Genomic DNA, 19631 nt, shown 5'->3' on the forward strand with positions numbered 1-19631 from the left:
CACTCTGCGCCGTCCCCAGCGTCACGCAAGGGAAACCATCGTGACCACCGTAGTAACCACCATCACCCCCGATCTGCTCACCGTCCCGGAGATCGCCGCCTACCTGTCGATCTCCGAGCGCGGAGTGAGAGATCTTGTCCACTGCCATGCAATCCCCGTCATCAAGATTGGTCAGCGCATCCGCGTGCGCCGCACCGATCTGGATGCCTACCTCGCAGCTCACACCCGCGAGGCGGTGACACGATGACCGCGACAGCCACGCCCCAGTGGTTCATTCGCCCGCAGGCGCTCCGAGGCATCCCCATCGCTCTGCCGAGTAATGCGCCCCTCACTGGGCGACTTGTCGCCGCAGCGTACCCGGCGTTCACCGCGCCTGTTCAGGCGGACATTCGCCAGGGGCACTGCTCACGCCGTGTCGGCATCGCGTTCGATCAGCTCGACGCGCGGGCGATTGCGCCTCTCCGACTCTCCCGCCGCGAGATCCGCGCGGGGATTGCGTACCTGGTGCGCGTCAACGCAGTGGGGGGCGTGCTGTGAACGCCGCGCCGGTGCCCTGCCGTATCTGCCCGGAAACCAGCCTGATCGACGCCGCACTACGGCGTGAGGGTGAGCTGTTAGCCGAATGCCGCGCCCTGCGACGTGAGGATCCTCGCGCGGCAATCATCCTCAACGATGTGGAGGATTACGCGGCCTCAGTCGAACTGGCCGAGCGCCGCCGCGCTGAGGGGGTGTGCTGTGCCGACACTCTCTGACGCACTCGCACTCGCTCAGGGCGGCTGGCAGGTGCTCCCCTTGCGCGGGAAGATCCCGACGACCGCCCATGGGGTGAAGGATGCCACAACCGACCCGGCACAGATAGCGCGCTGGTGGGCCGACGGCGTACCGCACAACGCCGGCATTCGCGTGCCGTCCTCGCTGCTGGTGCTCGATATCGACCCGCAGAACAACGGAAGTCTCGACGCGCTGACCGAGGCGGCGGGAGGGTGGCTCCCTCCGACCCTGACCACGCATTCCGGGCGCGGGACGGGCGGGCGTCACCTGTGGTTCAGGCATCCGGGCGGCCCCGTGTCGTCGCGCCGGCTGCCCGGATCCGGGATCGATGTGAAGACCAACACGGGGTATGTCGTCGCGCCGCCGAGCCTGCACCCGGCGACAGGGATGCCGTACCGATGGGAGGGCGACACGCCTGCACATCTGCCAGCGCCGCTGGTGGAGCTGCTGCGCCCCGAGCCTGCCCGCACTGCGCGGATGCCGCGCGCAGCTCGCAGCGGCCCCGTAGCTGACGTGCTCGCCCAGAAGGCCGCATACCTCGCGAGATACGTGGAACAGGCACCCGAGGGCACCCGCAACGGCCGGTTGTTCTGGGCGTGCTGTGAGGCGCTGCGCGACGGGCATCCTGCCGAGACATTCGACCTGCTCGAAGGTGCCGCCGTAGTCGCGGGCCTGTCCGAGCGCGAGGCGGCAGCGACCATAGCCAGCGCCCGCCGCACGCAGGGCCGGGCATCGTGACAGACATGCCGCCCGAGATCCCGTCTGTTCCCGCAGCTCCGGCGACGGTAGAGCCTCTGCCGTCGCCGGGGATCCTGTGGAGCACGGATCGGCCCGAGCTGGTAGCGCTCCAGTGGGAAGCGAGGCGGCGAATTGCCTCACCGTGGGGCATGCTGGCGATTGCCCTGCTGGAGTCCCTGCTCACCATCCCTCACGGGGTGCTGTACCGCTCGGCACAGCACCCCGAGGGGTCGCCCCTGAATCTCGCCGTCGCGCTAGTGGGATCCTCCGGCGCGGGCAAATCGACCCTGTTTCATGGGGTCGCATACGCGCTGGAGTTTCAAGGGGCGGACGCCCCCGAGCCAGAGAGCGTGCGCAGCGGCGAGGGCATCCCCGCGCTGCTGGGCTGGATGGAGAAGGGCGACGACGGCGCGGCCGCACTGGTGTGGCGTCGGCACGATCACGCCGTGTCCCTGCACTATGACGAAGTAGGCCAGCTCGGGGCACAAGCCGCGCGCACCGGTTCTACGATCTCGGATGCAATCAAGTCCCTTACCTCCGGGGAGCGACTGGGCGGGCAGAACTCGAAGGGCGACGGCCTCACGATCCCCGCGCGCAGCTATCGTGCCGTGGTCACGGTCGCTGTTCAACCGTCCCGTGCAGCGCCTCTGCTGAGCGAGGAATCCATCGCGGGCGGTCTGGGCGCGCGGTTCGTCTATGCGCTGGTGGAGGATCCCACGATTGCGCACCTGCCGATCCCGGCGCAGCCGACCGAGCGGGTAGCCGTCCCGCTCACGCAATGGGATAACGGGGTGCGGTTCGTGGATGCTCTGCCCGCCATGGACGCGGCACACGAGGCGGACACCAGGGCGGCGCACCGTGGCGAGCGGGAGCCGGTAGACAGCCGCCTACTGCTCAACCGGGCGATACTCGCTATCGCGTTCGCGAACCTCGCAGGCCGCGCCGTGCTGATCCTTGAGGATTGGGAACTAGCCGGGGCATTCATCGCGCAGTCTCTCCAGACGCGCGAAGCCGTGCAGGATGCGCTAGCGGCCCCGGTGGAGGATCAGCGGGCGCAGCTCGAAGCCCGAGCGGTAGCACGAATGCACGCGCTGCAAGCCGAGGGGCTGAGCGCGCAGGAGGCCCGCCGCAGGCTCTCGCGCGCGCAAGGCAACGCGCTCACGGCGATGATTCACGAAGGGCGGTTCACGATGGGGTGACAGCATGTGCTAACCTCGCTATCACCGAGAGTTCCTGATAGGGGGGAAAGGGGGGTGGTGTATCTACTAAGCGGTTAGATCACGCCCTCTCACGATGAGCATCAAGGCGCGCTCCCCTCGCATCCCTCCTGGCTCTAACTGAGACTGACCATACGCGAGCCGTATGGTCAGTCTCAGTTAGCCCGGCAGTGCGCGGCATCTCATCCCCGGAAGTGTGGCGGTGCGTGTGGCATCGCATCGCCACCTCCCATTGATATATAAATACCTGATCAGAGTCACATTACGTGATCAGATGTGGCGATGTGGCGGTGTGGCGGTGTGGCGGGTGGCAACCGCAGCGACGACACGGGCAGGCCGGTTTTTCTGAGGGATCACCCCAGGACACCCCGCCCCAGTTTTCATTTTCACCAGATCAGACCTGAAATATTCGACATATCAACCAATCTCTGTCGATATTGCCTCTCAGATTGACAATCGTGGCATTCGGTATCGACTCAGGCTGACAGTGCGCCTCAGCACCCCAGTGCGGGTGTGCCGAGCTGCTGCGCGACTGCTCGGAGCCGCCTGGCGGCATCCTCCAGCGTGAGGGCGACCTGTTCAGCGTCGGGGGCGTCAACGCTCACCGCCTGATCCGGCCCTGTGACGTAGACGTGCCACGATGCGGGGCCGCTCCCGGCGCGCGTAAGTACTGCGCGTAGTGTCTCGCTGAGGGGCACCGCTTCGCTGGAATGCAGCCAATTCTCAGGCCCGCTCAGTCCGTCGCCGCCATGCTCCCAGATGTTGCCGCAGCACCATGGCACAGGGCAGTCAAACTGTTCGTGCGTGCTGCTCATCGTGCCGCCGCCTCTACCAGCGCGCGCAGGCTGTCATCGCCAACCTGCACATAGCGTTGTGTGGTCGCGGCGGATGCGTGCCCAAGTAGCCGTTGCACCGCGAACACGTCGCGGTTGACGTTGTAGGTTCGGGTGGCGAATGCGTGCCGCAGCGCGTGCATCGTGACGCCGGGCGGAAGTAACCTGCTCACCCGCTTGCCGATGTAGCGGGGCGTGAGATGACCACCGCCCACCGAGGGCAATAGGTAGCCATCGCCTGCGCGGCGGATCGCGGCCGCGAGGTTGTCCGGCACGGGGAGCCGCCGCACCTTGCCGCCCTTGCCGTGGACGGTCAGCCATGGTGCGCCGTTCGCGTCGTCGCGCATGTCGCTGGCGTGTGCCTGCGCGACCTCGCCCCGCCGCATGCCGAGTTCGCACGCGAGCCGCAGCCCGAGCCTGAACCGCTCATCCGTCGTGGCGCTGAGCGCAGCCTGATACTCGGCATCCGTCGCGGGCGTCCGACTCGGATCGCCCGCCTTGACGCGGGGCATTAGCGCGGTGGGATCCTCCGCCGTCCGCCCGCTCGCGACGGCCCATCGATAAAACGCGCGGATGGTCACGCGATGCCCTCGCCTAGTCTCACGTGCCCAGCGGTGCCCTGCCATGTAGTCGAATACGTCATCCGTCGTGAGCGCGTACGGGTCTGCCGAACGGTGCGCGCGGGCGAACTGCTCCAAGTGTTCGGTGCGCGTCCGCACGGTCGTGGATGCCGCGCCGGATCCAATCAGCATCCGACGCCACGCGCGGATCTCCGCATCCCATGCGGGCGGAACGCCGAGCTGAATCGCGCGGCGGTCTAGCGTGGCGGTGGGATCTTCGCCTACTCGCCCCGCGCGCACTGCCCACCCGTAGAACGCGCGCAGCGCATCACGCATCGACGCGCGGCGCGAATCGGAAACGTCCTGACGCGCGAGCCACGCGCCGTAGTCGTCTGCCTGCACATGCCACGGGCCGATGCCGATAGTCGCCGCGAACCGGCGCACCTGCTGGAGCCTGCGCCGCATGGTCGCCGTTGCACGGTGTGCGGCGACCTCTGCGCGCTCGAATCCGGCGACGGCGTCCGCCCAGCGCGCATCCAGCGTGTAGACGCGATGCCGCTCGGCAACCGGTGTCGCCACTGGCACGGGCGATTCTTCCGCGACTCCGGCGCGCACTGCCCATCCGTAGAACGCACGAGCCGCCAGCACGTAGTTTCCCGTGCTGGCACGCGAGCACGTCAGCCCCGCGAGCCACTGCGCGAAGTCTTCTGGCTGAACGGATGCCGGCGCGCCGCCGAGATCCCCGGCGAGCTTGTGCAGCAGGCCCATTCTGACTCGTAGCGTCGTCGGGCTGATCCGCCCGCCCGCATGCACCTCGTAACGCTCCAGAGAGTCTGCCCAGTCTCGTGAAATCGCCTGCCCGGTCATCGTGCACCTTTCGATTGGTTTGGGTGCCGCGACCTTAACGCGTGAGAGCGGGGCGAGTCCATTTCGTGGACTCGCGTGGACTCCGCCCCTGACAATGGTTGTCAATAGGCGACAACGGATGTTAAGGTGAAAGCGCGTCTGATCACGGGTTTCCGCGTAATGACGCGGCTCACCGAGAGGGTCTGGAACAGATTCCCAAGCAGACAGCGCGGGTTCGATTCCCGTCAGCCCCTCCACATGTGACATCTACGACCTTGTGAGTTCTCAAGCTGGTTGAGACGTTCTCAAGTCATATGAGACTGACGCGCCGAAATCCTCAGACCTGCGGGCCACGAAGACCTGGGGTGTCCCTGCGCTCATCGTCGGATCGATTAGTGCTGCGCCTAAACTCAGCCCATGCCGACCACAGCCAAGCTCACCGTCGCACTCGCCCTCACGATGCTCGCTGCGACAGTGCTCGCCGGGTGCACCGCCACGGGCGGCACCACGGCATCCGAGCCGGCGACGAAGCCCGCGGCGGTCGAAACGACACCCGCCGCGGAACCGTCGCCCACGCCGGCGCCGGTTGAAACGCCGAAGGACCCGTGCCCGTCACCGCGCCCGAAGATCTCGCTGCTGCAGGACGGAGAGCAGGACGGTTTCCGCTACAACCCCGACGGTGGACCTGCCGTCGGAATCCTCGAAGGCGAGCTCGTCGACCTCGGACCGCGCAAGTTCGCGGAAGGCACCGTGAATCGAAACGGGGCGGGCGACATCGTCAGCTATACAGTCGCGCCCGGCGACGTGTACGACCTGATCTACCCGCGCTTCTGCTTCCGCGATTACTACAGCATCATCAGCTACAACACCGGTTTCGAACCGCTGCGATCCCGGCCCACCTACCGTGGCCTCGAACCCGGAGACGTGCTCGTCCTCCGACCTGACCCCACAGCCAGGTGGCTCCCACATATCGACTAAACGGTCGGGCGGAGAAGGCCGCCTTCACGCACCTGTCAGCCTCCCCACCAAGACCTTCCCGGCCAGTCACCTTCGCAGCGCCGATGCACTCTCCCTGATCACGACCGTCGTCCGTTCCGAGGAGTACTTGCGGACTCTGCGACCATCGATCAGCCCCTCCAGCAGTCCGCTCACAGTGCGCGAAGGCTCGGGCCAGGGATTCATCGGGGGAGTCTCAACTCTTCGCTGCGAGGCACAGAAGGCGGCGGAGGCTGATCCCGCCACTGTGTTCCGCAGCGAGGCGGAGTCGCTCCCGCGATCTGGTGCCGCAGGTGCCGTGCGGGATGAACTGCGGGATCGTAGCCAGGTCACGGATCGATCCTGGTTCCGCACATCTGCGCGCCCCGCCGGTATAGCGTGATCCCCATGTCGTACGTCGTCGATTTCACCACCGTCTCCGCCGTGGGCCTGGAGTCCTCGCCCGTCGCCGACGCTCTCGCCGGCCTGCGTGCGAATGAGGCACGGTACTTCCACAACAAGTACGACATCGACTTCACCACCGAACCCGCCTCGGGCACCGACACGCTGGCCTGGGTCACGAGGATCCTCGCCGACGAACGCGGCATCGTGGTCTCCTCCCTCGCGCTCGAGGTCGCGGAGCCGCCGGTTCCGGGCATCCGCTGGGCGTACGTGTTCTACGAGTCGGGTCTGGCGATCAACGTGCTCTACGAGCTGGCCGACGGCGGCAAGCACGCGGTCGGCTTCAAGCTGTCCGACGGTATGGAGGTGCCCGACGAGCTCGGCGCCTTCAAGTTCGCCCGTCAGAAGTCCAAGCTCGCGGGCACGATCCGCGGCTCGTTCTTCGTGATCAAGGGCGAGTACTGACGCCGTCGGGTTGCTCCAGCGACTCCAGACGCGCGTTCACCTTCTCCGCGATGACGGCGAGCTGAGCGATCTCGTCGTAGTCGGTCAAGACGCAGCCAGCAGCACGCGCTGCCCGTGTGAACCCCTGTGGATTGAATGTCCCTGGGGGCGATCATACTTGCTATGTGCAGCCTCTCGACCGCGCTTTGCCGACCATTGCCTTCACCGACCCGAGCCCCATTGAAGTCATCGGGATCGTGCTCATGACCTTCGCGGCCGTTGCGTCATTAGCGGTCGTCGCAGTTCATGTCTGCGTAGCGGCAGTTCTCATTCCGCCGAAGCCACTCACCGAGACCTCGGTGCTGGGTCGTCATCTCGTAGGACTATCGCGCATCGTCGTTGTATTCCTGGGATTCTTCGGTGGTCTTCTTCTCACGACAATGATCACTCTCGGAGGTGAGTACTGGGCGACGAACAGCGGACTCACCAACCTGATGGGGCAACTGTGGAACGTCCTGCTGACGCTCGTCGCGGGAGCGGCATATGTGTTCTGGCTGTGGACTGCGATCGATCTCATCCGGCTCGGTTCCCGTCGTCGGCTCTCGGCCGTCGACTGGTGGTACAAACGACGGCTGAGTCGAATCGGTGTGCGTTGGGTGGAGCGCACTTTGCGGGCGATCGGCCAGCGGACCGTAGGAGGCCCATGGTGGACTATCCTCCTAACGTTCTATCTCGCGCCACTGGTGCTGATCATGGGCGTCACGGAGCTGTTGCGGATGCTGGTGCCGATGACGCTCCTCTGACCCCGAATCCACGTGGTTCACCACAGCACTGGATCAGAGGAACGCGACGCCCTCCGGATCGAACCCGCGCAGCCGCGCATAGTCGTCGAGCGCGCGCAGCGCGGCCCACGCCACCAGGGCGCTGGATCGCGGACGCTCGCTCGACGGCGTGTTGACCACCACGGTCCGTACCTCACCCAGTTCGCCGACGGCGTGGATCTCGTGCCGGGTGCGCACGGCGGCCGGGTCCGCCACCACCCGCGCGGTCGCGAGTCCCCAGGCATCCGCTGCCAGCGCGAGAGCAGCGGCGACGTTGGCGGATGCCGGGAATCGCTGCGCCACGTCGCCGGCGGGCCCGTCGGCCAGCACGAGCTCGGTCGACCGCGTGCGCAGGTCGTCCTTGAGTCCGTCGGGCATCCAGGATTGGATGAGGGATGCCGGCAGCTTCCGGCTCTCGATCGACACCTCACTCAGCGGGCCGGCAGCGCGCAGCGCCCGCACCTGGTCCAGGCCGCCGATGGCGCCTGTGCAGGCGATCAGTCGGCCGGGCGTCGCCGAGTGCAGGCGTGAGCGCAGCCCGGGATCGGCGAGCGCCCCGACGGAGAGCAGGATGACGTCGACGCCGGCCTCCAGCAGGCCCGGCACGCGCTCGCGCACGGCCTGCTGCGTGGCCGCCTCGACGATCACGTCGACATCCGCGTGATCCGGCAGGACATCGTCCCGCCCGTATGACCCGACCACCTCGTAGGACCGCGAGGCCTCCACGGCCCTGCGCAGCACCCCGTTGATGTGCCCGTCACCGAGGAATCCCACCCGCAGAGCAGTCATGACCTCGAGCCTACGTCGCCAGCCGTCACCCCGGCAGCCGCGCCGTCACCCCCGCAGCCGCACCGCCACCTCGAGCAGCTCACGACTGACCGCCGACAGATCTCGCCGACCGCCCCGCCACAGCGCCGTGATCATCCGCTGCACGGGCTCGCCGTCCAGCGGCACCTCGATCAGCCGGCCCAGCCGCACGTCATCGGCCACGGCCAGCCCCGAGAGCACAGCGGGGCCGAGTCCGTCGGCGACCGCCGATCTGACGGCGGCGGAGGTCGACAGCACGGCGACCGGCTCCGCAGGAGCAGAACCGATGATCGAGAGCACGGCATCCTCCCAGGTGCGCCGCGTGCCACTGCCCTCTTCGCGCACCACCAGCGGCGTCCGCGCCACCTCGAGAATCGGCACTGACGAACGCGACGCCCACGCGTGCCCCGGAGCGACCACCACCGCGAGCGCGTCCGGGCACACGGCTGTGGTGGACAGCCCGTCCGGCACCGACGTCGACTCGATGAAGCCCAGGTCGGCTGCGCCCCCGCGCACCAGCTCCTCGACCTCGAGGCTGTTGGCGTTCAGCATCCGTACCTGCGTGGGCGCGCGCCCGTCGCGCATCTGCTGCTCGCGCAGCGCGACCAGCCATCCCGGCAGCAGGTGCGCGGCGACGGTCTGACTGGCGGCGACCGTCAACGAGCGGCTGCGCCGCCCGCGCAGCGTGTCGACGCCGGCGCGGAATCTGTCGGATGCTGCCAGCACATCCTCCGCCCACGACGCCGCAGCTTCGCCCGCCGCCGTCGCCGTCACGCCTCGCGGCGAGCGCAGCAGCAGCTCCAGCCCCAGCCGCTGCTCGAGTCCTCGCAGCCTGGCGGATGCCGTCTGCTGAGTCACCCCGCACTCGCGCGCTGCCGCCGAGATCGAACCCTGCCTCACCGCCGCCACGAGCAGCCTCAGCAGGCCGACATCCGGATCCTCGATCGTCGTCACACCCTACAGTCTGCCTCTGTACCCCTATCGACGTCATCCATCTACCGCGATTCCGCCAGGGTGACAGGCTGGAATCATGCAGCTCGCCCCCGTCCACACCCTGCCCGCACGGCTCACGAGCAGAGGCGTCGACGTGCTCCCCGGCGTGCTGATCACCGCCGCCATCGCGCTGGTCTCCACGGGCATCGGCGCCGTGATCCCCGTGCTGGGCTCGGCGGTGCCGGCCATCATCATCGGCGTGCTGCTGTCATTGATCCGCCCGCGGATCATGGCGGGGCGGGAGCAGCTGAACACCCGCATCCAGCCCGGCATCAGCTACTCGGGCAAGTTCCTGCTCCAACTGGCGGTGGTGGTGCTGGGCGTGCAGCTGTCGATCGGCGCCATCGCGAAGGTCGGCCTGGAGTCGCTGCCCATCATGCTCACCACCCTCACCGTGTGCCTGACCGGCGCCTGGCTGCTGGGACGGATGCTGCGCACCGAGCGCCGCCTGACCACTCTGATCGGCGTGGGCACGGGCATCTGCGGGGCATCCGCGATCGCCGCCGTCGCCCCGGTGGTCGGCGCGGCCAGCGCCGAGATCGCCTACGCGGTGTCGACGATCTTCCTGTTCAACATCCTCGCGGTGCTGATCTTCCCCCTCATCGGCCACGCGCTCGCGATGGACCCGCACACCTTCGGCCTGTTCGCGGGAACGGCCGTCAACGACACCAGCTCGGTGGTCGCCGCCGCAGGCGTCTTCAGCACCGCCGCCCTCGGCTACGCGGTGGTCGTCAAGCTCGTGCGCACCCTGATGATCATCCCCATCAGCATCGGCCTGTCGATCTACGAGGCGAAGAGGGATGCCGCGGGGCAGCGCCTCACCGGTCGCCGCATCGCGAAGCTCGTGCCGTGGTTCCTGATCGGGTTCGTGATCGTCGCAGTCGTCAACTCGTCGGGAGTCATCCCACCCGCCCCACGCGAGTTCCTCGTGCGCGCCAGCGTGTTCCTCATCGCCATGGCGCTGGCCGGAATCGGCCTGTCCACCGACATCCCCGCGCTGCGTCGCGCCGGCTGGCGCCCGCTGGCGCTGGGCGGGATGCTGTGGATCCTCGTCACGCTCACCTCACTGGCCACCATCGCAGTGACCGGCGCGCTCGGCGCCTGACGCTACAGCCAGCCCTTGCGCTTGAACACCGCGTAGAGGACTCCGCCGAACGCGACCATCCCCAGGATCGCCATGGGATAGCCGAAGGTCCAGTGCAGCTCGGGCATGACGCGGAAGTTCATGCCGTAGATGGCGCCGATCAGCGTGGGCGCGAACAGGATGGCCGCCCAGCTGGAGATCTTCTTCATCTGATCGCCCTGGCGGATGCTCTCCTCGGTCATCCGCCTCATCTCGTCGTTCTGCCGCCGGGCGACGATGGTGGATGCCACGGTCAGGGCGTTGTCCAGGATGGTGCGGAAGCTCCCCGCGCGCTCGGCGATGCGGATCGTGTGGTCGTGCACATCGCGCAGGAGCCGCTGCAGCTCCTCATCCACGTCGTACTTCGTGCCGCCGCGCAGCAGCGCCTCCACCATCGCGGTCAGCGGCTGCACGGCCCGCTGGAAGTCGATCACCTCGCGGCCCAGCTCGTAGATGCGCTGCGTGGCATCCACATCCTCCACGAACAGCTGGCTCTCGATCTCGTCGATGTCGTTCTCCAGCCCCGCCAGCACCGGGGCGTACTGGTCCACCACCTCATCGAGGATGGCGTACAGCACGGCCTCCGGCCCTCGGGCGAGCAGTTCGGGATCGGACTCGAGGCGGTGCCGCACCCGGGCCAGGTTCGGGGCCTCGGCATGCCGGACGGTGACCACGAAGTCCGGCCCGACGAAGACGTGCACTTCGCCGAACTCGAGTTCCTCTTCGGCATCCAGGTACCGGGCGGGGCGCAGCACGACGAACAGGTGCTCGCCGTACCGCTCGATCTTGGGGCGCTGATGGCCGGTGAGGGCGTCCTCCACCGCCAGCTCGTGCAGCCCGAACTCGGTGGCGACCTCGTGCAGCTCCGGCTCACCGGGCCGGTACAGGCCGATCCAGCCCATGCCGCCGCGGGAGCGCATCAGCTCGAACGTCTCGTTCAGGCTGGCCGGGTTCTCGGTGCGGACGCCGTCCACGTAGATCCCGTTGTCGATGATGGCCATGCGGCACCTCCCGGCCCGACGGTATCAGCCGACGGACCGGGAACAGGGAAGCCCGGCGTCAGCGCTTCTTGCGCGCGGCGAACACGATCACCAGGATGACGGCGATCAGCAGCACGACGCCCAGGCCGATCAGCAGCGGCCACTGCAGCGCGCTGGTCTGCGAGGGCGCCGGAGCGGGGATCTGCGACGGGGTCGTGCTGGGCGAATCACTCGCGCTCGGCGCAGTGCTCGACACGGGGGCGGGGTCGGTCGCGGCGACCGTGAACGTGTACTCGCCCGACGTGGGGTGGCCGTCGCTGGAGACGATCTTCCAGGTCACGTCGTAGGCGCCGTTCGGCATCCCCGGCTTGAGGGGGACGGTCACCGTGTCGGCCAGGATCGTCGGATCGCCGCCGACCCAGTCCTTTCCGTCGGCGCCGACGACGGTCATGGCGGTGCCGCTGTTGTCGGAGAGCGACAGCACGTTGTTCGAGAACGTCAGCACCACCTGCTCAGGAACCGTGGTCACCTCCGATCCTGCTGCGGGGGTGCTGGAGACCAGCTGGTCGTGCGCGGATGCCGGGGCAGCGACCATCAGGACGGCGGCGGCGGCCACGACGGCCCCTGCCAGTGCGGTGCGGATGCGGAACATGGGAAACCTCTCTTCGGATGCCGCGGTGCGGCTTCTGCGTCTGTGTCGGCGCGCGTGCGCGCCGCAGTGCCGCGGGTGCGGCGGATGCCGGGGCCGCGAGTGCGGCCCCGGCATCAGGGGATCAGACCAGACGAGGAGGTCCTCGCCATCGCAGCACGAACAGGTGCGCCTCACGCCTGCGCGGTGCGCGGATCATCGCCCAGCGGATGCTGACGGGTTCGGCCTGGAGCGCAGGCAGCGCCAGCGGGACGGCCCGGGAGAACCACGCTGCCACGGCGCGTGCGACCGTCAGCAGCGTGTGCAGGGTGAGCTCGCCCCGGTGCAGCAGGCCGATCGTCACGAGCGCGGCGATGCCGTGCCCGATCCACATCCCCGCGTCCTGCGGCACGAGCGCGGGTGCGTCGGAGAACACGATCGGCAGGGCCTCGTGCACATGCGGGGCGATCACGCCGCGCGGCGTGATCGCCCCGAGGACGAACAGGCCGTGGAAGAGCAGCTGGGAAACCAGCACCGATGCGCCGAGCCGAGGCAGCGAGAGCCGGCGGCCGGCCAGCAGCGTGCAGACCGTCAGCGACAGCAGCCAGGGGACGGCGATGCCCAGCATCCCGGGCATCCCGCCGCCGGAGAAGACGTGCGATGCCAGAGCGACGAACGTCGCGACGCTGGCGCCGATGAACCCGCGCAGCAGCGGGGTTCTCCGGGAGGGACGCACCCCTCTATCCTTTCACGCGGCGGGCGTCACTGCGCGGGTGCCTGGCAGATCGCAGCATCCGCGATCTGCTTCGCGTACTGCTCGGCCGTGAACGGCAGGCCGAACTGCGGCGCGGTCTGCCCCTGGGCGGCCGGCGCCTTCGACGCGATCGCCGCGAGCTCCCACGCCAGGTACGCGGCCGGGCCGCTGCCCGCGCTCGAATCGTTGAGCGTGACGGCCACGGTGAACCCCGTCGCCGGGTCGGAGTACGCCGCCGTCGCGTAGCCGGGCACCCACCCATGCTGCCCGATCATCGAGCCGACCAGGTACGCGCCGCCGGTGGCCTGGTACCAGGCCGGGGCACCGGCTGCTGCGGGCAGTGGCGATGCGAAGCGCGCGGGCTTGGCGTCCTTGGCGCGCAGCGCCTGACGAGCCTCGGCCTGCGCGTACCGGCCGAGATCGTCGATCGTGGAGACCACGCCGGAGTCCGTGTAGCCGATGCTCGAAGAGCTCTCGGTGATGTCGACGGGCTTGGCGCAGTCGTAGCCGCCGCCCTCGGCGACCGGCAGGTAGGCGCCCTTCAGCGCCGGAGCGGGCTTGGGAACGGCGCCGGCGGCACCGGGCAGCGACGTGGACGTCAGGCCCAGCGGGGTCGTCACGTACTGGCTGATCAGCTGCGCCGCGGACTCGCCGGAGACGCGCTCCAGCGCCATCCCCAGCATCAGGTACCCGGCATCCGAATCACGGTACGCGGTGTGCGCGGGGCCGCGCTGCTGGCCCAGGCCGAAGCTCGCCAGCTGCAGCGGCGCCCACACGCGGTCGGGCGCGTTCAGCAGGTACGGCTTGACCGCTGCCTCGGACGAGCCCACGCCGCTGGTGCCGTTGCACAGGTCGAGCAGCGTGATGTCGCTGAGATCGGCGACCCCCGAGACGTACTTCGTGACGGGCGCGTCCAGCTTCACCTTGCCGTCGTCGGCCATGCCGTACAGCACGTCGCAGGTCATCAACCGCGTCACGTCCGCGATGCGGAAGGACATGTCCTTGGTGACCTTGGTCTCATCGCCCTTGGCCTGCGTGCCGAGGCCGGTGACCCACTCGCCGCTCCACGGCACCCAGACGCCCACGATGGCGCCGGAGGATCCGGTGGCCGTCATGGCCTGCTCGACGGCGGCCTGCAGCTGCCCGGTCAGATCGTCGGGAAGCTGACCGCTCACCTGCTGGGGAGGGTCGTACGTGAACTCGGGGGCGGATGACGTGCAGCCGGTGAGGGCAACGATCAGCGCGGTCGCGCCGACGACGGCGGCGCGCAGGCGGCGCGACGAACGAAGATGCATGAATCGACTCTCCCTGAGGCGGACCCTCCGAGTCTAGAGTGCGGATGCTGAGAACCTTCCGGCTCAGCCCTCCGCGACCTGCGCCTTCTCGGCCTGCCGGGCCTCCCAGGCCTCGCGCATGAACCGCCGCACGTCCTCGTCGACGCGGATGTCGGACGGCCGCAGCGGTCGCGTCAGATAGAGCCCGTCCAGCGCAGTGAGCCTCGACAGCGCGACGTACGTCTGCCCGGGGGCGAACGCCCCGGAACCCAGATCGATGACGGCCTGGTCGTAGGTCTTGCCCTGCGACTTGTGGATCGTGACCGCCCAGGCCAGCCGCAACGGGAACTGCGTGAACTCCGCCACCACCTCCCGCGAGAGCGTCTTCGTGCCGGGGTTGTATGCGTAGCGCAGCCGCTCCCACACGGCCGGCTCCACATCGAACTCGTCGCCGTCGATGTCCACGCGCACGGTGCCGCCGAGGATTCGGGTGACCGTGCCGATCGAGCCGTTCACCCAGCGCGGGGGCTCGCCCTGCATGTTCACGTCGTTGCGCAGGAACATCACCTGCGCGCCGACCTTCAGCTTCAGCTCGGCATCGGCCGGGTAATTGGCCGTACCGCGCCCGAAGTCCCCGTTCACCTCGGCGTGCGCGGTCTGCTCGCGCCCCGGAAGCGCGGCCAGGTGCCGGCTGTTGATGCTGTTCACGATGTCATTGCGCGTGGCGAGGGTGATGACGGGAACCTCGCCCGGCTCGGGCTCCGGGGGCTTGCGGGCGCCCTGTGCATTGAGCGCGTCGGCGATGTCCTTGGTGACGCGCCCGTAGCGCACGGCGTTGAGCATGGCCTTGAACCCGTCGTCGGACTGCCGGTGGATGTGCACCAGTTCGTGCACGTGCAGCCGGGCGCCGTGGGAGCCGAGATCCAGCATCCCGCCGCTCTCCCCCGCCAGGCCCCCGGTCCACACCTTCGCGTCGAAGAACCAGAAGGAGCGGTAATGATCCTGGATATAGCGCAGCTCGTCGCCCCGGGGCGGCACGGGGGCCAGCTGGTACGGGTCGCCGAACATGACCACCTGCACGCCGCCGAACGGCAGCCCGCGCTTGCCCCGGGCCTGCCGCAGCGAGCGGTCGATGGCGTCCATCAGGTCGGCGTTGACCATCGAGATCTCGTCGATCACCAGCGTCTGGATGGCGCCCAGGATGCGCCGTGTGGCATCCGACTGCTCGATCTCGCTGTCGGCGATGAGCCCGATCGGCAGCCGGAACAGCGAGTGGATGGTCTGACCCTCCACGTTCAGCGCGGCGACGCCCGTGGGCGCGCAGATCGCGATCTGCTTCTGGGTGTTCCAGGCGAAGTGCTGCAGCAGCGTGGACTTGCCGGTGCCGGCGCGACCCGTGATGAACACGTGCTCGTCGGTGTCCTCGATCAGGCGGAACAGCGCCTGCTGTTCATCGGAGAGGGTCACGGGCACGCACCCCATGTTAAGCGGACTCGCGCCGCGGTGCCGCCGCTCGGCGCCGTCCCAGTCCCGATCCCTAGACTTGTCCGCATGATGCAGGGGCGGGCGGTGTCACGGCGGCGGTCCACGCTCCGCTCCGACCTGACCATCCTCGGCCTGGTCGGAGTGCTGCTGGTCGCCGCTCTCGGCGCCGGCGGCATGTCGCTGTACCAGCAGCTGTACAGCCCGTCCGCCTTCGTGCAGCGCTACCTCGATCTGCTCTCCGCCGGCCGCGCGGCCGACGCGCTGCGGGTGCCCGGAGTCTCGCTCGACCTGGCCACGGCGAAGGACACCGGCATCGACGCGACAGCATCCGAGGCGCTGCTGCGCGCTGCTGCGCTGGCCCCGCTGACCGACTATTCGATCGCCTCGGAGAAGCGCAGCAGCGACGAGTACAGCGTCAAGGCGGAGTATCACGCCGGAGGGGTTCGCGGCACCACGACGTTCCGCGTCGTGCAGGACGGCTGGGTCGGCGTGGTGCCGAACTGGCGGTTCGAGCGCAGCCCGCTCGCCGAGATCGAGTTGACCGTCCGCGGCTCGGACTCGTTCACCGTGAACGGTTTCGCCCTGCAGCGCGGCCAGGTCTCGCCTCAGGGCGCCGATGCCAAGCCGCTGGATCCGCTGCACCTGCTGGTGTTCACACCCGGGGTGTACTCGGTGAGCGTGGACACCGCCGTCTCCGCCACCCCCGGCGTGCGGGTACTGGCCGACGAGGCGCTGGCGCGCACCCCGGTCGACGTGCAGGCGCAGCCGACGAAGAAGTTCAGCGCCCTCGTGCAGCAGAAGGTCGATGAGTTCCTCACCGCGTGCGCCACGCAGGAGGTGCTGCTGCCCACGGCGTGCCCGTTCGGGCTCGAGGTGCAGAACCGCATCGCCGACGGCACGCTGCCGAAGTGGTCGATCGCGCAGCAGCCCGTGGTGACCATCGAGCCGGCCGGCGCGAACTGGCGGATCCCACCGGCGAACGCCATGGCCCACATCGAGGTGTCGATCAAGTCGGTCTTCGACGGCTCGGTGCGCAAGGTGTCGGAGGACGTGCCGTTTCAGGTGGACGGCACGATCACCATTCAGCCCGACGGCACGGCATCCATCCGCGTCGGGTCGCCGGACGTCGATACGGACTGACCTGCTGCACAGACGTCAGTGCGCGGACTCGGTCTGTCGGTCCTCCTCGGCCAGCTTCGCGAGCCTGGCGTTGTACTCCTCCAGCTCGGCGTCGCCGTCGCGGTCGGCCGCTCGATCTCGGCGGCGCTGCAGCTTGTCATCCGATCGGGACCACTGGATGCCCACGATGATCGCCAGGATCAGCGTGGGGATCTCGCCCACCGACCACGCGATGCCACCGCCGATGTACTGATCGTCCAGCGGAGACGGCCCCCAGGTGCGGCCCATCGACCCGAACCACTCCGCGACGAACAGGCCGTTCTGCATCATGATCGCCATGCCGAAGAACGAGTGCATGGCCATCACCGCGATGAGGGTGATCAGCCGGCCCGCGTGCGGCAGGCGGTACGGGATGGGGTCGATGCCGATCAGCGACATCACGAACAGGTAGCCCGAGATGAGGAAGTGGATGATCATCCACTCGTGACCGAGGTGGTCGTACATCGACCAGCGCAGCAGGTCGGTGAAGTAGAAGGCCCACAGCGAGACGATGAAGATGGCTGCGGCGACGATCGGATGCGTGATCACGCGCGAGAACGGGGTGTGCACCGCCCACATGATCCACTCGCGGCCGCCGCGCGTGCCGTCGTCGCGCTTGTGGATGGCGCGCAGCGCCAGGGTGATGGGAGCGCCGCTCACCAGCAGCAGCGGGATGGCCATGGTGAGGATCATGTGCTCGGCCATGTGCACGCTGAACAGGTACTCCTGGTACTCGTTGAGCGGCCCGGAGGTCACCCAGGCCAGCAGCAGGAGCCCTAGGAGCCAGAAGATCGTGCGGTGGATCGGCCATACGTCGCCGCGACGGCGCAGCCGCAGCACGCCCACGACGTAGAAGACCACGCCGAAGCCGACGGCGACCAGCCACAGGATGTCCAGGTCGTACGCGGTGAACCAGCGGTCCAGCGTGAGCTCGAGCGGCAGCGGGGAGTCGGTGAGCCGCTGTGCCGCGGCCGGGTTGACCGGCGGGATCTCACCGACCGGCGGGGGCGTCCGGGCCAGCGCTGCTGCCGCTCCGGATGCCAGCCCCATCAGCATGAGCTCGCCGAGGATCAGCGTCCAGAACGAGCGCTTCTCGTTCTCCCCGTCGAGTGCCGGGATGATGCGGCGGCGGTACCAGGCGCCGAACAGCCCGAGACCCACAAGCAGAATAGCCTTGCCGATCACGATCAGCCCGTAGGGAGCGAGCAGCTCGCTCCAGGAGCCGAGCGCGACCACGGTGCGCGCGACACCCGAGATGGCCACGACCACGAAGGCTGCCAGGGCCAGGGTGGAGTACCGGCTCACCAGCAGGGGCAGGTCGAGTGCAGCCTTCTTCGCCCCTCCGCCCGGTGTGCCGGTCCTACCCGGCTTCTTCGCGACGTCCGATCCGCGCAGGACGATCAGCAGCAGAAGCCCGCCGATCCAGACCGCCGCGCCGACGGTGTGCAGCAGGATGGCGTTGACGGCGATCGTGTGGCCGGCGACGTCACCGGAGTGACCCTGGGTGGCCAACGGGAGGAACGATGCCGCGGCGAGCACGGCCGTGATGAGCGTGCCCGTCCAGCTGCGCCAGCCGAAGGCCAGCAGCGTGATCACGGCGCCCATCAGCACGGTGATCAGCCAGGCCTGGCCCAGCGGCAGGGTGAGTAGGAACATGCCCAGTTGCTCGCCGAACGAGCTGTCGGCAGAGAGTCTGGGGTTGAATGCCGCCAGCAGGGTCATGCCCGCCGCGATCGCCGAGGTCACGGTGAAGACGGCGGCGCCGACGGATGCCGTGTCCAGGGCGATGTCGAAATGCCGCTCCCCGCTGCGCAGGCCGAACAATGCCAGCACCAGGGAGCCGAGCATGGTCGCACCGGCCAGGTTGGCGACCATCTTGACTGCGGGGAGCCCCCACATGACCACGGGACCCGGGTCGAGGAGCTTGGGCGGGATGGCGCCCCCGCCCACGACGAGGGCCACCAGCAGCCCGGCGGCTGCGCTGGCGATCAGGATCGCGAGGCCCGCGAGGCGGTATGACTTCACCCCTCCAGCCTACGCGGGACGCAGGAAGGCCGCCCCCGCGGGGACGACCTTCCTGTGCGCTGTGCGGTCTTACTTGACAGCAGCCTTCAGCTTGGAACCGGCGGTCACCTTGACGCGCTTGCCAGCGGGGATCTTGATCTCGGCGCCGGTCTGCGGGTTGCGGCCGGTGCGGGCGGCGGTGGCCACCTGCTCGAAAGAGATCCAGCCGGGGATCGAGACCTTGCTGCCCTTGGCAACGGCGTCGGAGACGGTGCCGAAGAGCGAGTCCAGGACGCGCGAAACGGTGGCCTGGCTCTCGCCGGTTGCGGAAGCGATGCTCGCGACGAGCTCGGTCTTGGTGATGGACTTGTCAGCCATGTCATCCTCCAGCGACGACGGTCCGTCGCATCGTGTTGAGTGCGGGGGAGGTTCCCCCGTCGGTCGAACGACCGCCTTGAATGTACCAACCACAGCCGAGAAAACCGCGTCATTTCGCGGGTTTTGGCGTGTTTCTCAGCGTTCTCACTCACTTGAGCCCCACCAGTCACGTCCGCATCGCGCCACGCGAGGCCTCGCGAAGGGATGGCAGACGCCGGCGCATCCGCCCGGCAGCCCCGTGTCGTGTTCCCGCACCGCGCGCACAACGGTTAACGCAAAAGAGCCACCCATCGATGGGTGGCTCTTTCACAGAAGAAGTCCGGCGGTGTCCTACTCTCCCACAGGGTCCCCCCTGCAGTACCATCGGCGCTGTGAGGCTTAGCTTCCGGGTTCGGAATGTGACCGGGCGTTTCCCTCACGCTATGGCCGCCGAAACACTA

General features: G+C 68.4%; 20 protein-coding genes and 1 rRNA gene. 10 read left to right on the plus strand and 11 right to left on the minus strand.

The genetic code is table 11. The features are described 5' to 3' along the window. Nucleotides 1-40 precede the first annotated feature (40 nt). Genes WA967_RS01700 through WA967_RS01720 form a run of 5 tightly spaced genes read left to right on the plus strand, consistent with a single transcriptional unit; the run spans nt 41 to nt 2708 of the window. On the plus strand, nt 41-247 hold the full coding sequence (locus WA967_RS01700) for a helix-turn-helix domain-containing protein (RefSeq protein ID WP_424419172.1): 207 nt from the start codon (nt 41-43) through the stop codon (nt 245-247). Beyond that, complete coding sequence (locus WA967_RS01705; protein WP_424419173.1) at nt 244-537, plus strand: hypothetical protein; 294 nt, start codon at nt 244-246, stop codon at nt 535-537. The genes WA967_RS01700 and WA967_RS01705 overlap by 4 nt, the downstream gene beginning before the upstream one ends. Beyond that, complete coding sequence (locus tag WA967_RS01710) at nt 534-752, plus strand: hypothetical protein (protein ID WP_424419174.1); 219 nt, start codon at nt 534-536, stop codon at nt 750-752. The genes WA967_RS01705 and WA967_RS01710 overlap by 4 nt, the downstream gene beginning before the upstream one ends. Then, nucleotides 736-1509, plus strand: coding sequence for a bifunctional DNA primase/polymerase (locus WA967_RS01715; RefSeq protein WP_424419175.1), 774 nt, complete (start codon nt 736-738; stop codon nt 1507-1509). The genes WA967_RS01710 and WA967_RS01715 overlap by 17 nt, the downstream gene beginning before the upstream one ends. Nucleotides 1510-1514: 5 nt before the next feature. Next, nucleotides 1515-2708, plus strand: coding sequence for a hypothetical protein (locus WA967_RS01720; protein ID WP_424419176.1), 1194 nt, complete (start codon nt 1515-1517; stop codon nt 2706-2708). An 829-nt stretch (nt 2709-3537) separates the two neighbouring features. Here WA967_RS01720 and WA967_RS01725 read toward each other — a convergent pair. Further along, the gene (locus WA967_RS01725) at nt 3538-4986 is read right to left on the minus strand and encodes a tyrosine-type recombinase/integrase (protein WP_424419177.1); all 1449 of its coding nucleotides are present in this window, start codon (nt 4984-4986) and stop codon (nt 3538-3540) included. Nucleotides 4987-5382: 396 nt separating this feature from the next. Here WA967_RS01725 and WA967_RS01730 point away from each other — a divergent pair, with 396 nt between their 5' ends. From WA967_RS01730 to WA967_RS01740, 3 genes are all read left to right on the plus strand, one after another. After that, nucleotides 5383-5943 (plus strand): hypothetical protein, encoded by a 561-nt coding sequence (locus tag WA967_RS01730; RefSeq protein ID WP_424419178.1) that lies wholly within the window; start codon nt 5383-5385, stop codon nt 5941-5943. A gap of 405 nt (nt 5944-6348) precedes the next feature. Further along, entirely contained in the window at nt 6349-6807 is a 459-nt protein-coding gene (locus WA967_RS01735) for a phage tail protein (protein WP_424419179.1), read from the plus strand. 164 nt (nt 6808-6971) lie between these two features. Further along, complete coding sequence (locus WA967_RS01740; protein WP_424419180.1) at nt 6972-7589, plus strand: hypothetical protein; 618 nt, start codon at nt 6972-6974, stop codon at nt 7587-7589. Nucleotides 7590-7622: 33 nt separating this feature from the next. Here WA967_RS01740 and WA967_RS01745 read toward each other — a convergent pair whose 3' ends face one another. Both WA967_RS01745 and WA967_RS01750 read right to left on the minus strand, forming a co-directional pair. Next, the gene (locus WA967_RS01745) at nt 7623-8396 is read right to left on the minus strand and encodes an aspartate dehydrogenase domain-containing protein (RefSeq protein WP_424419181.1); all 774 of its coding nucleotides are present in this window, start codon (nt 8394-8396) and stop codon (nt 7623-7625) included. 45 nt (nt 8397-8441) lie between these two features. Next, complete coding sequence (locus WA967_RS01750; protein ID WP_424419182.1) at nt 8442-9368, minus strand: LysR family transcriptional regulator; 927 nt, start codon at nt 9366-9368, stop codon at nt 8442-8444. A 76-nt stretch (nt 9369-9444) separates the two neighbouring features. Between WA967_RS01750 and WA967_RS01755 the strand changes: the two genes are divergently transcribed. Continuing rightward, nucleotides 9445-10512, plus strand: a complete 1068-nt coding sequence (locus WA967_RS01755) for a YeiH family protein (protein WP_424419183.1) — start codon at nt 9445-9447, stop codon at nt 10510-10512. A gap of 2 nt (nt 10513-10514) precedes the next feature. Here the strand turns inward: WA967_RS01755 and corA are convergent, their stop codons facing one another. The 5 genes from corA to WA967_RS01780 form a co-directional block, all read right to left on the minus strand. Next, complete coding sequence (gene corA / locus WA967_RS01760; RefSeq protein ID WP_424419184.1) at nt 10515-11531, minus strand: magnesium/cobalt transporter CorA; 1017 nt, start codon at nt 11529-11531, stop codon at nt 10515-10517. Nucleotides 11532-11589: 58 nt separating this feature from the next. Then, nucleotides 11590-12162, minus strand: coding sequence for a copper resistance CopC family protein (locus WA967_RS01765; protein ID WP_424419185.1), 573 nt, complete (start codon nt 12160-12162; stop codon nt 11590-11592). Between the two features lie 121 nt (nt 12163-12283). Continuing rightward, nucleotides 12284-12874 (minus strand): hypothetical protein, encoded by a 591-nt coding sequence (locus WA967_RS01770; protein ID WP_424419186.1) that lies wholly within the window; start codon nt 12872-12874, stop codon nt 12284-12286. Nucleotides 12875-12900: 26 nt separating this feature from the next. Further along, entirely contained in the window at nt 12901-14187 is a 1287-nt protein-coding gene (locus tag WA967_RS01775; protein WP_424419187.1) for a serine hydrolase domain-containing protein, read from the minus strand. Between the two features lie 63 nt (nt 14188-14250). Continuing rightward, nucleotides 14251-15639 carry an ATP-dependent DNA helicase gene (locus WA967_RS01780; RefSeq protein ID WP_424419188.1) on the minus strand — a complete coding sequence of 463 codons (1389 nt, stop codon included), beginning with the start codon at nt 15637-15639 and terminating at the stop codon, nt 14251-14253. A 78-nt stretch (nt 15640-15717) separates the two neighbouring features. Here WA967_RS01780 and WA967_RS01785 point away from each other — a divergent pair, with 78 nt between their 5' ends. Beyond that, complete coding sequence (locus WA967_RS01785) at nt 15718-16791, plus strand: hypothetical protein (protein ID WP_424419189.1); 1074 nt, start codon at nt 15718-15720, stop codon at nt 16789-16791. Nucleotides 16792-16806: 15 nt separating this feature from the next. Here the strand turns inward: WA967_RS01785 and WA967_RS01790 are convergent, their stop codons facing one another. The 3 genes from WA967_RS01790 to rrf all read right to left on the minus strand — a co-directional run bounded on the left by WA967_RS01790 (nt 16807) and on the right by rrf (nt 19625). Next, nucleotides 16807-18834, minus strand: a complete 2028-nt coding sequence (locus tag WA967_RS01790; RefSeq protein ID WP_424419190.1) for a cytochrome c oxidase assembly protein — start codon at nt 18832-18834, stop codon at nt 16807-16809. A 69-nt stretch (nt 18835-18903) separates the two neighbouring features. Next, complete coding sequence (locus WA967_RS01795; RefSeq protein ID WP_285638350.1) at nt 18904-19191, minus strand: HU family DNA-binding protein; 288 nt, start codon at nt 19189-19191, stop codon at nt 18904-18906. Nucleotides 19192-19508: 317 nt separating this feature from the next. After that, nucleotides 19509-19625, minus strand: a 5S ribosomal RNA gene (rrf, locus tag WA967_RS01800). Between the last annotated feature and the right edge of the window lie 6 nt (nt 19626-19631).

This window comes from Microbacterium sp. (genome assembly GCF_049650565.1).
In the GTDB taxonomy this organism is placed as follows: Bacteria; Actinomycetota; Actinomycetes; order Actinomycetales; family Microbacteriaceae; genus Microbacterium.

Bases quoted from the DNA above. Each gene is read 5' to 3' on its own strand.
- WA967_RS01705 (WP_424419173.1), top strand. From the start codon at position 244: ATGACCGCGACAGCCACGCCCCAGTGGTTCATTCGCCCGCAGGCGCTC.
- WA967_RS01720 (WP_424419176.1), top strand. From the start codon at position 1,515: ATGCCGCCCGAGATCCCGTCTGTTCCCGCAGCTCCGGCGACGGTAGAG.
- WA967_RS01725 (WP_424419177.1), bottom strand. From the start codon at position 4,986: ATGACCGGGCAGGCGATTTCACGAGACTGGGCAGACTCTCTGGAGCGT.
- WA967_RS01730 (WP_424419178.1), top strand. From the start codon at position 5,383: ATGCCGACCACAGCCAAGCTCACCGTCGCACTCGCCCTCACGATGCTC.
- WA967_RS01735 (WP_424419179.1), top strand. From the start codon at position 6,349: ATGTCGTACGTCGTCGATTTCACCACCGTCTCCGCCGTGGGCCTGGAG.
- WA967_RS01745 (WP_424419181.1), bottom strand. From the start codon at position 8,396: ATGACTGCTCTGCGGGTGGGATTCCTCGGTGACGGGCACATCAACGGG.
- WA967_RS01755 (WP_424419183.1), top strand. From the start codon at position 9,445: ATGCAGCTCGCCCCCGTCCACACCCTGCCCGCACGGCTCACGAGCAGA.
- corA (WP_424419184.1), bottom strand. From the start codon at position 11,531: ATGGCCATCATCGACAACGGGATCTACGTGGACGGCGTCCGCACCGAG.
- WA967_RS01765 (WP_424419185.1), bottom strand. From the start codon at position 12,162: ATGTTCCGCATCCGCACCGCACTGGCAGGGGCCGTCGTGGCCGCCGCC.
- WA967_RS01775 (WP_424419187.1), bottom strand. From the start codon at position 14,187: ATGCATCTTCGTTCGTCGCGCCGCCTGCGCGCCGCCGTCGTCGGCGCG.
- WA967_RS01785 (WP_424419189.1), top strand. From the start codon at position 15,718: ATGATGCAGGGGCGGGCGGTGTCACGGCGGCGGTCCACGCTCCGCTCC.
- WA967_RS01795 (WP_285638350.1), bottom strand. From the start codon at position 19,191: ATGGCTGACAAGTCCATCACCAAGACCGAGCTCGTCGCGAGCATCGCT.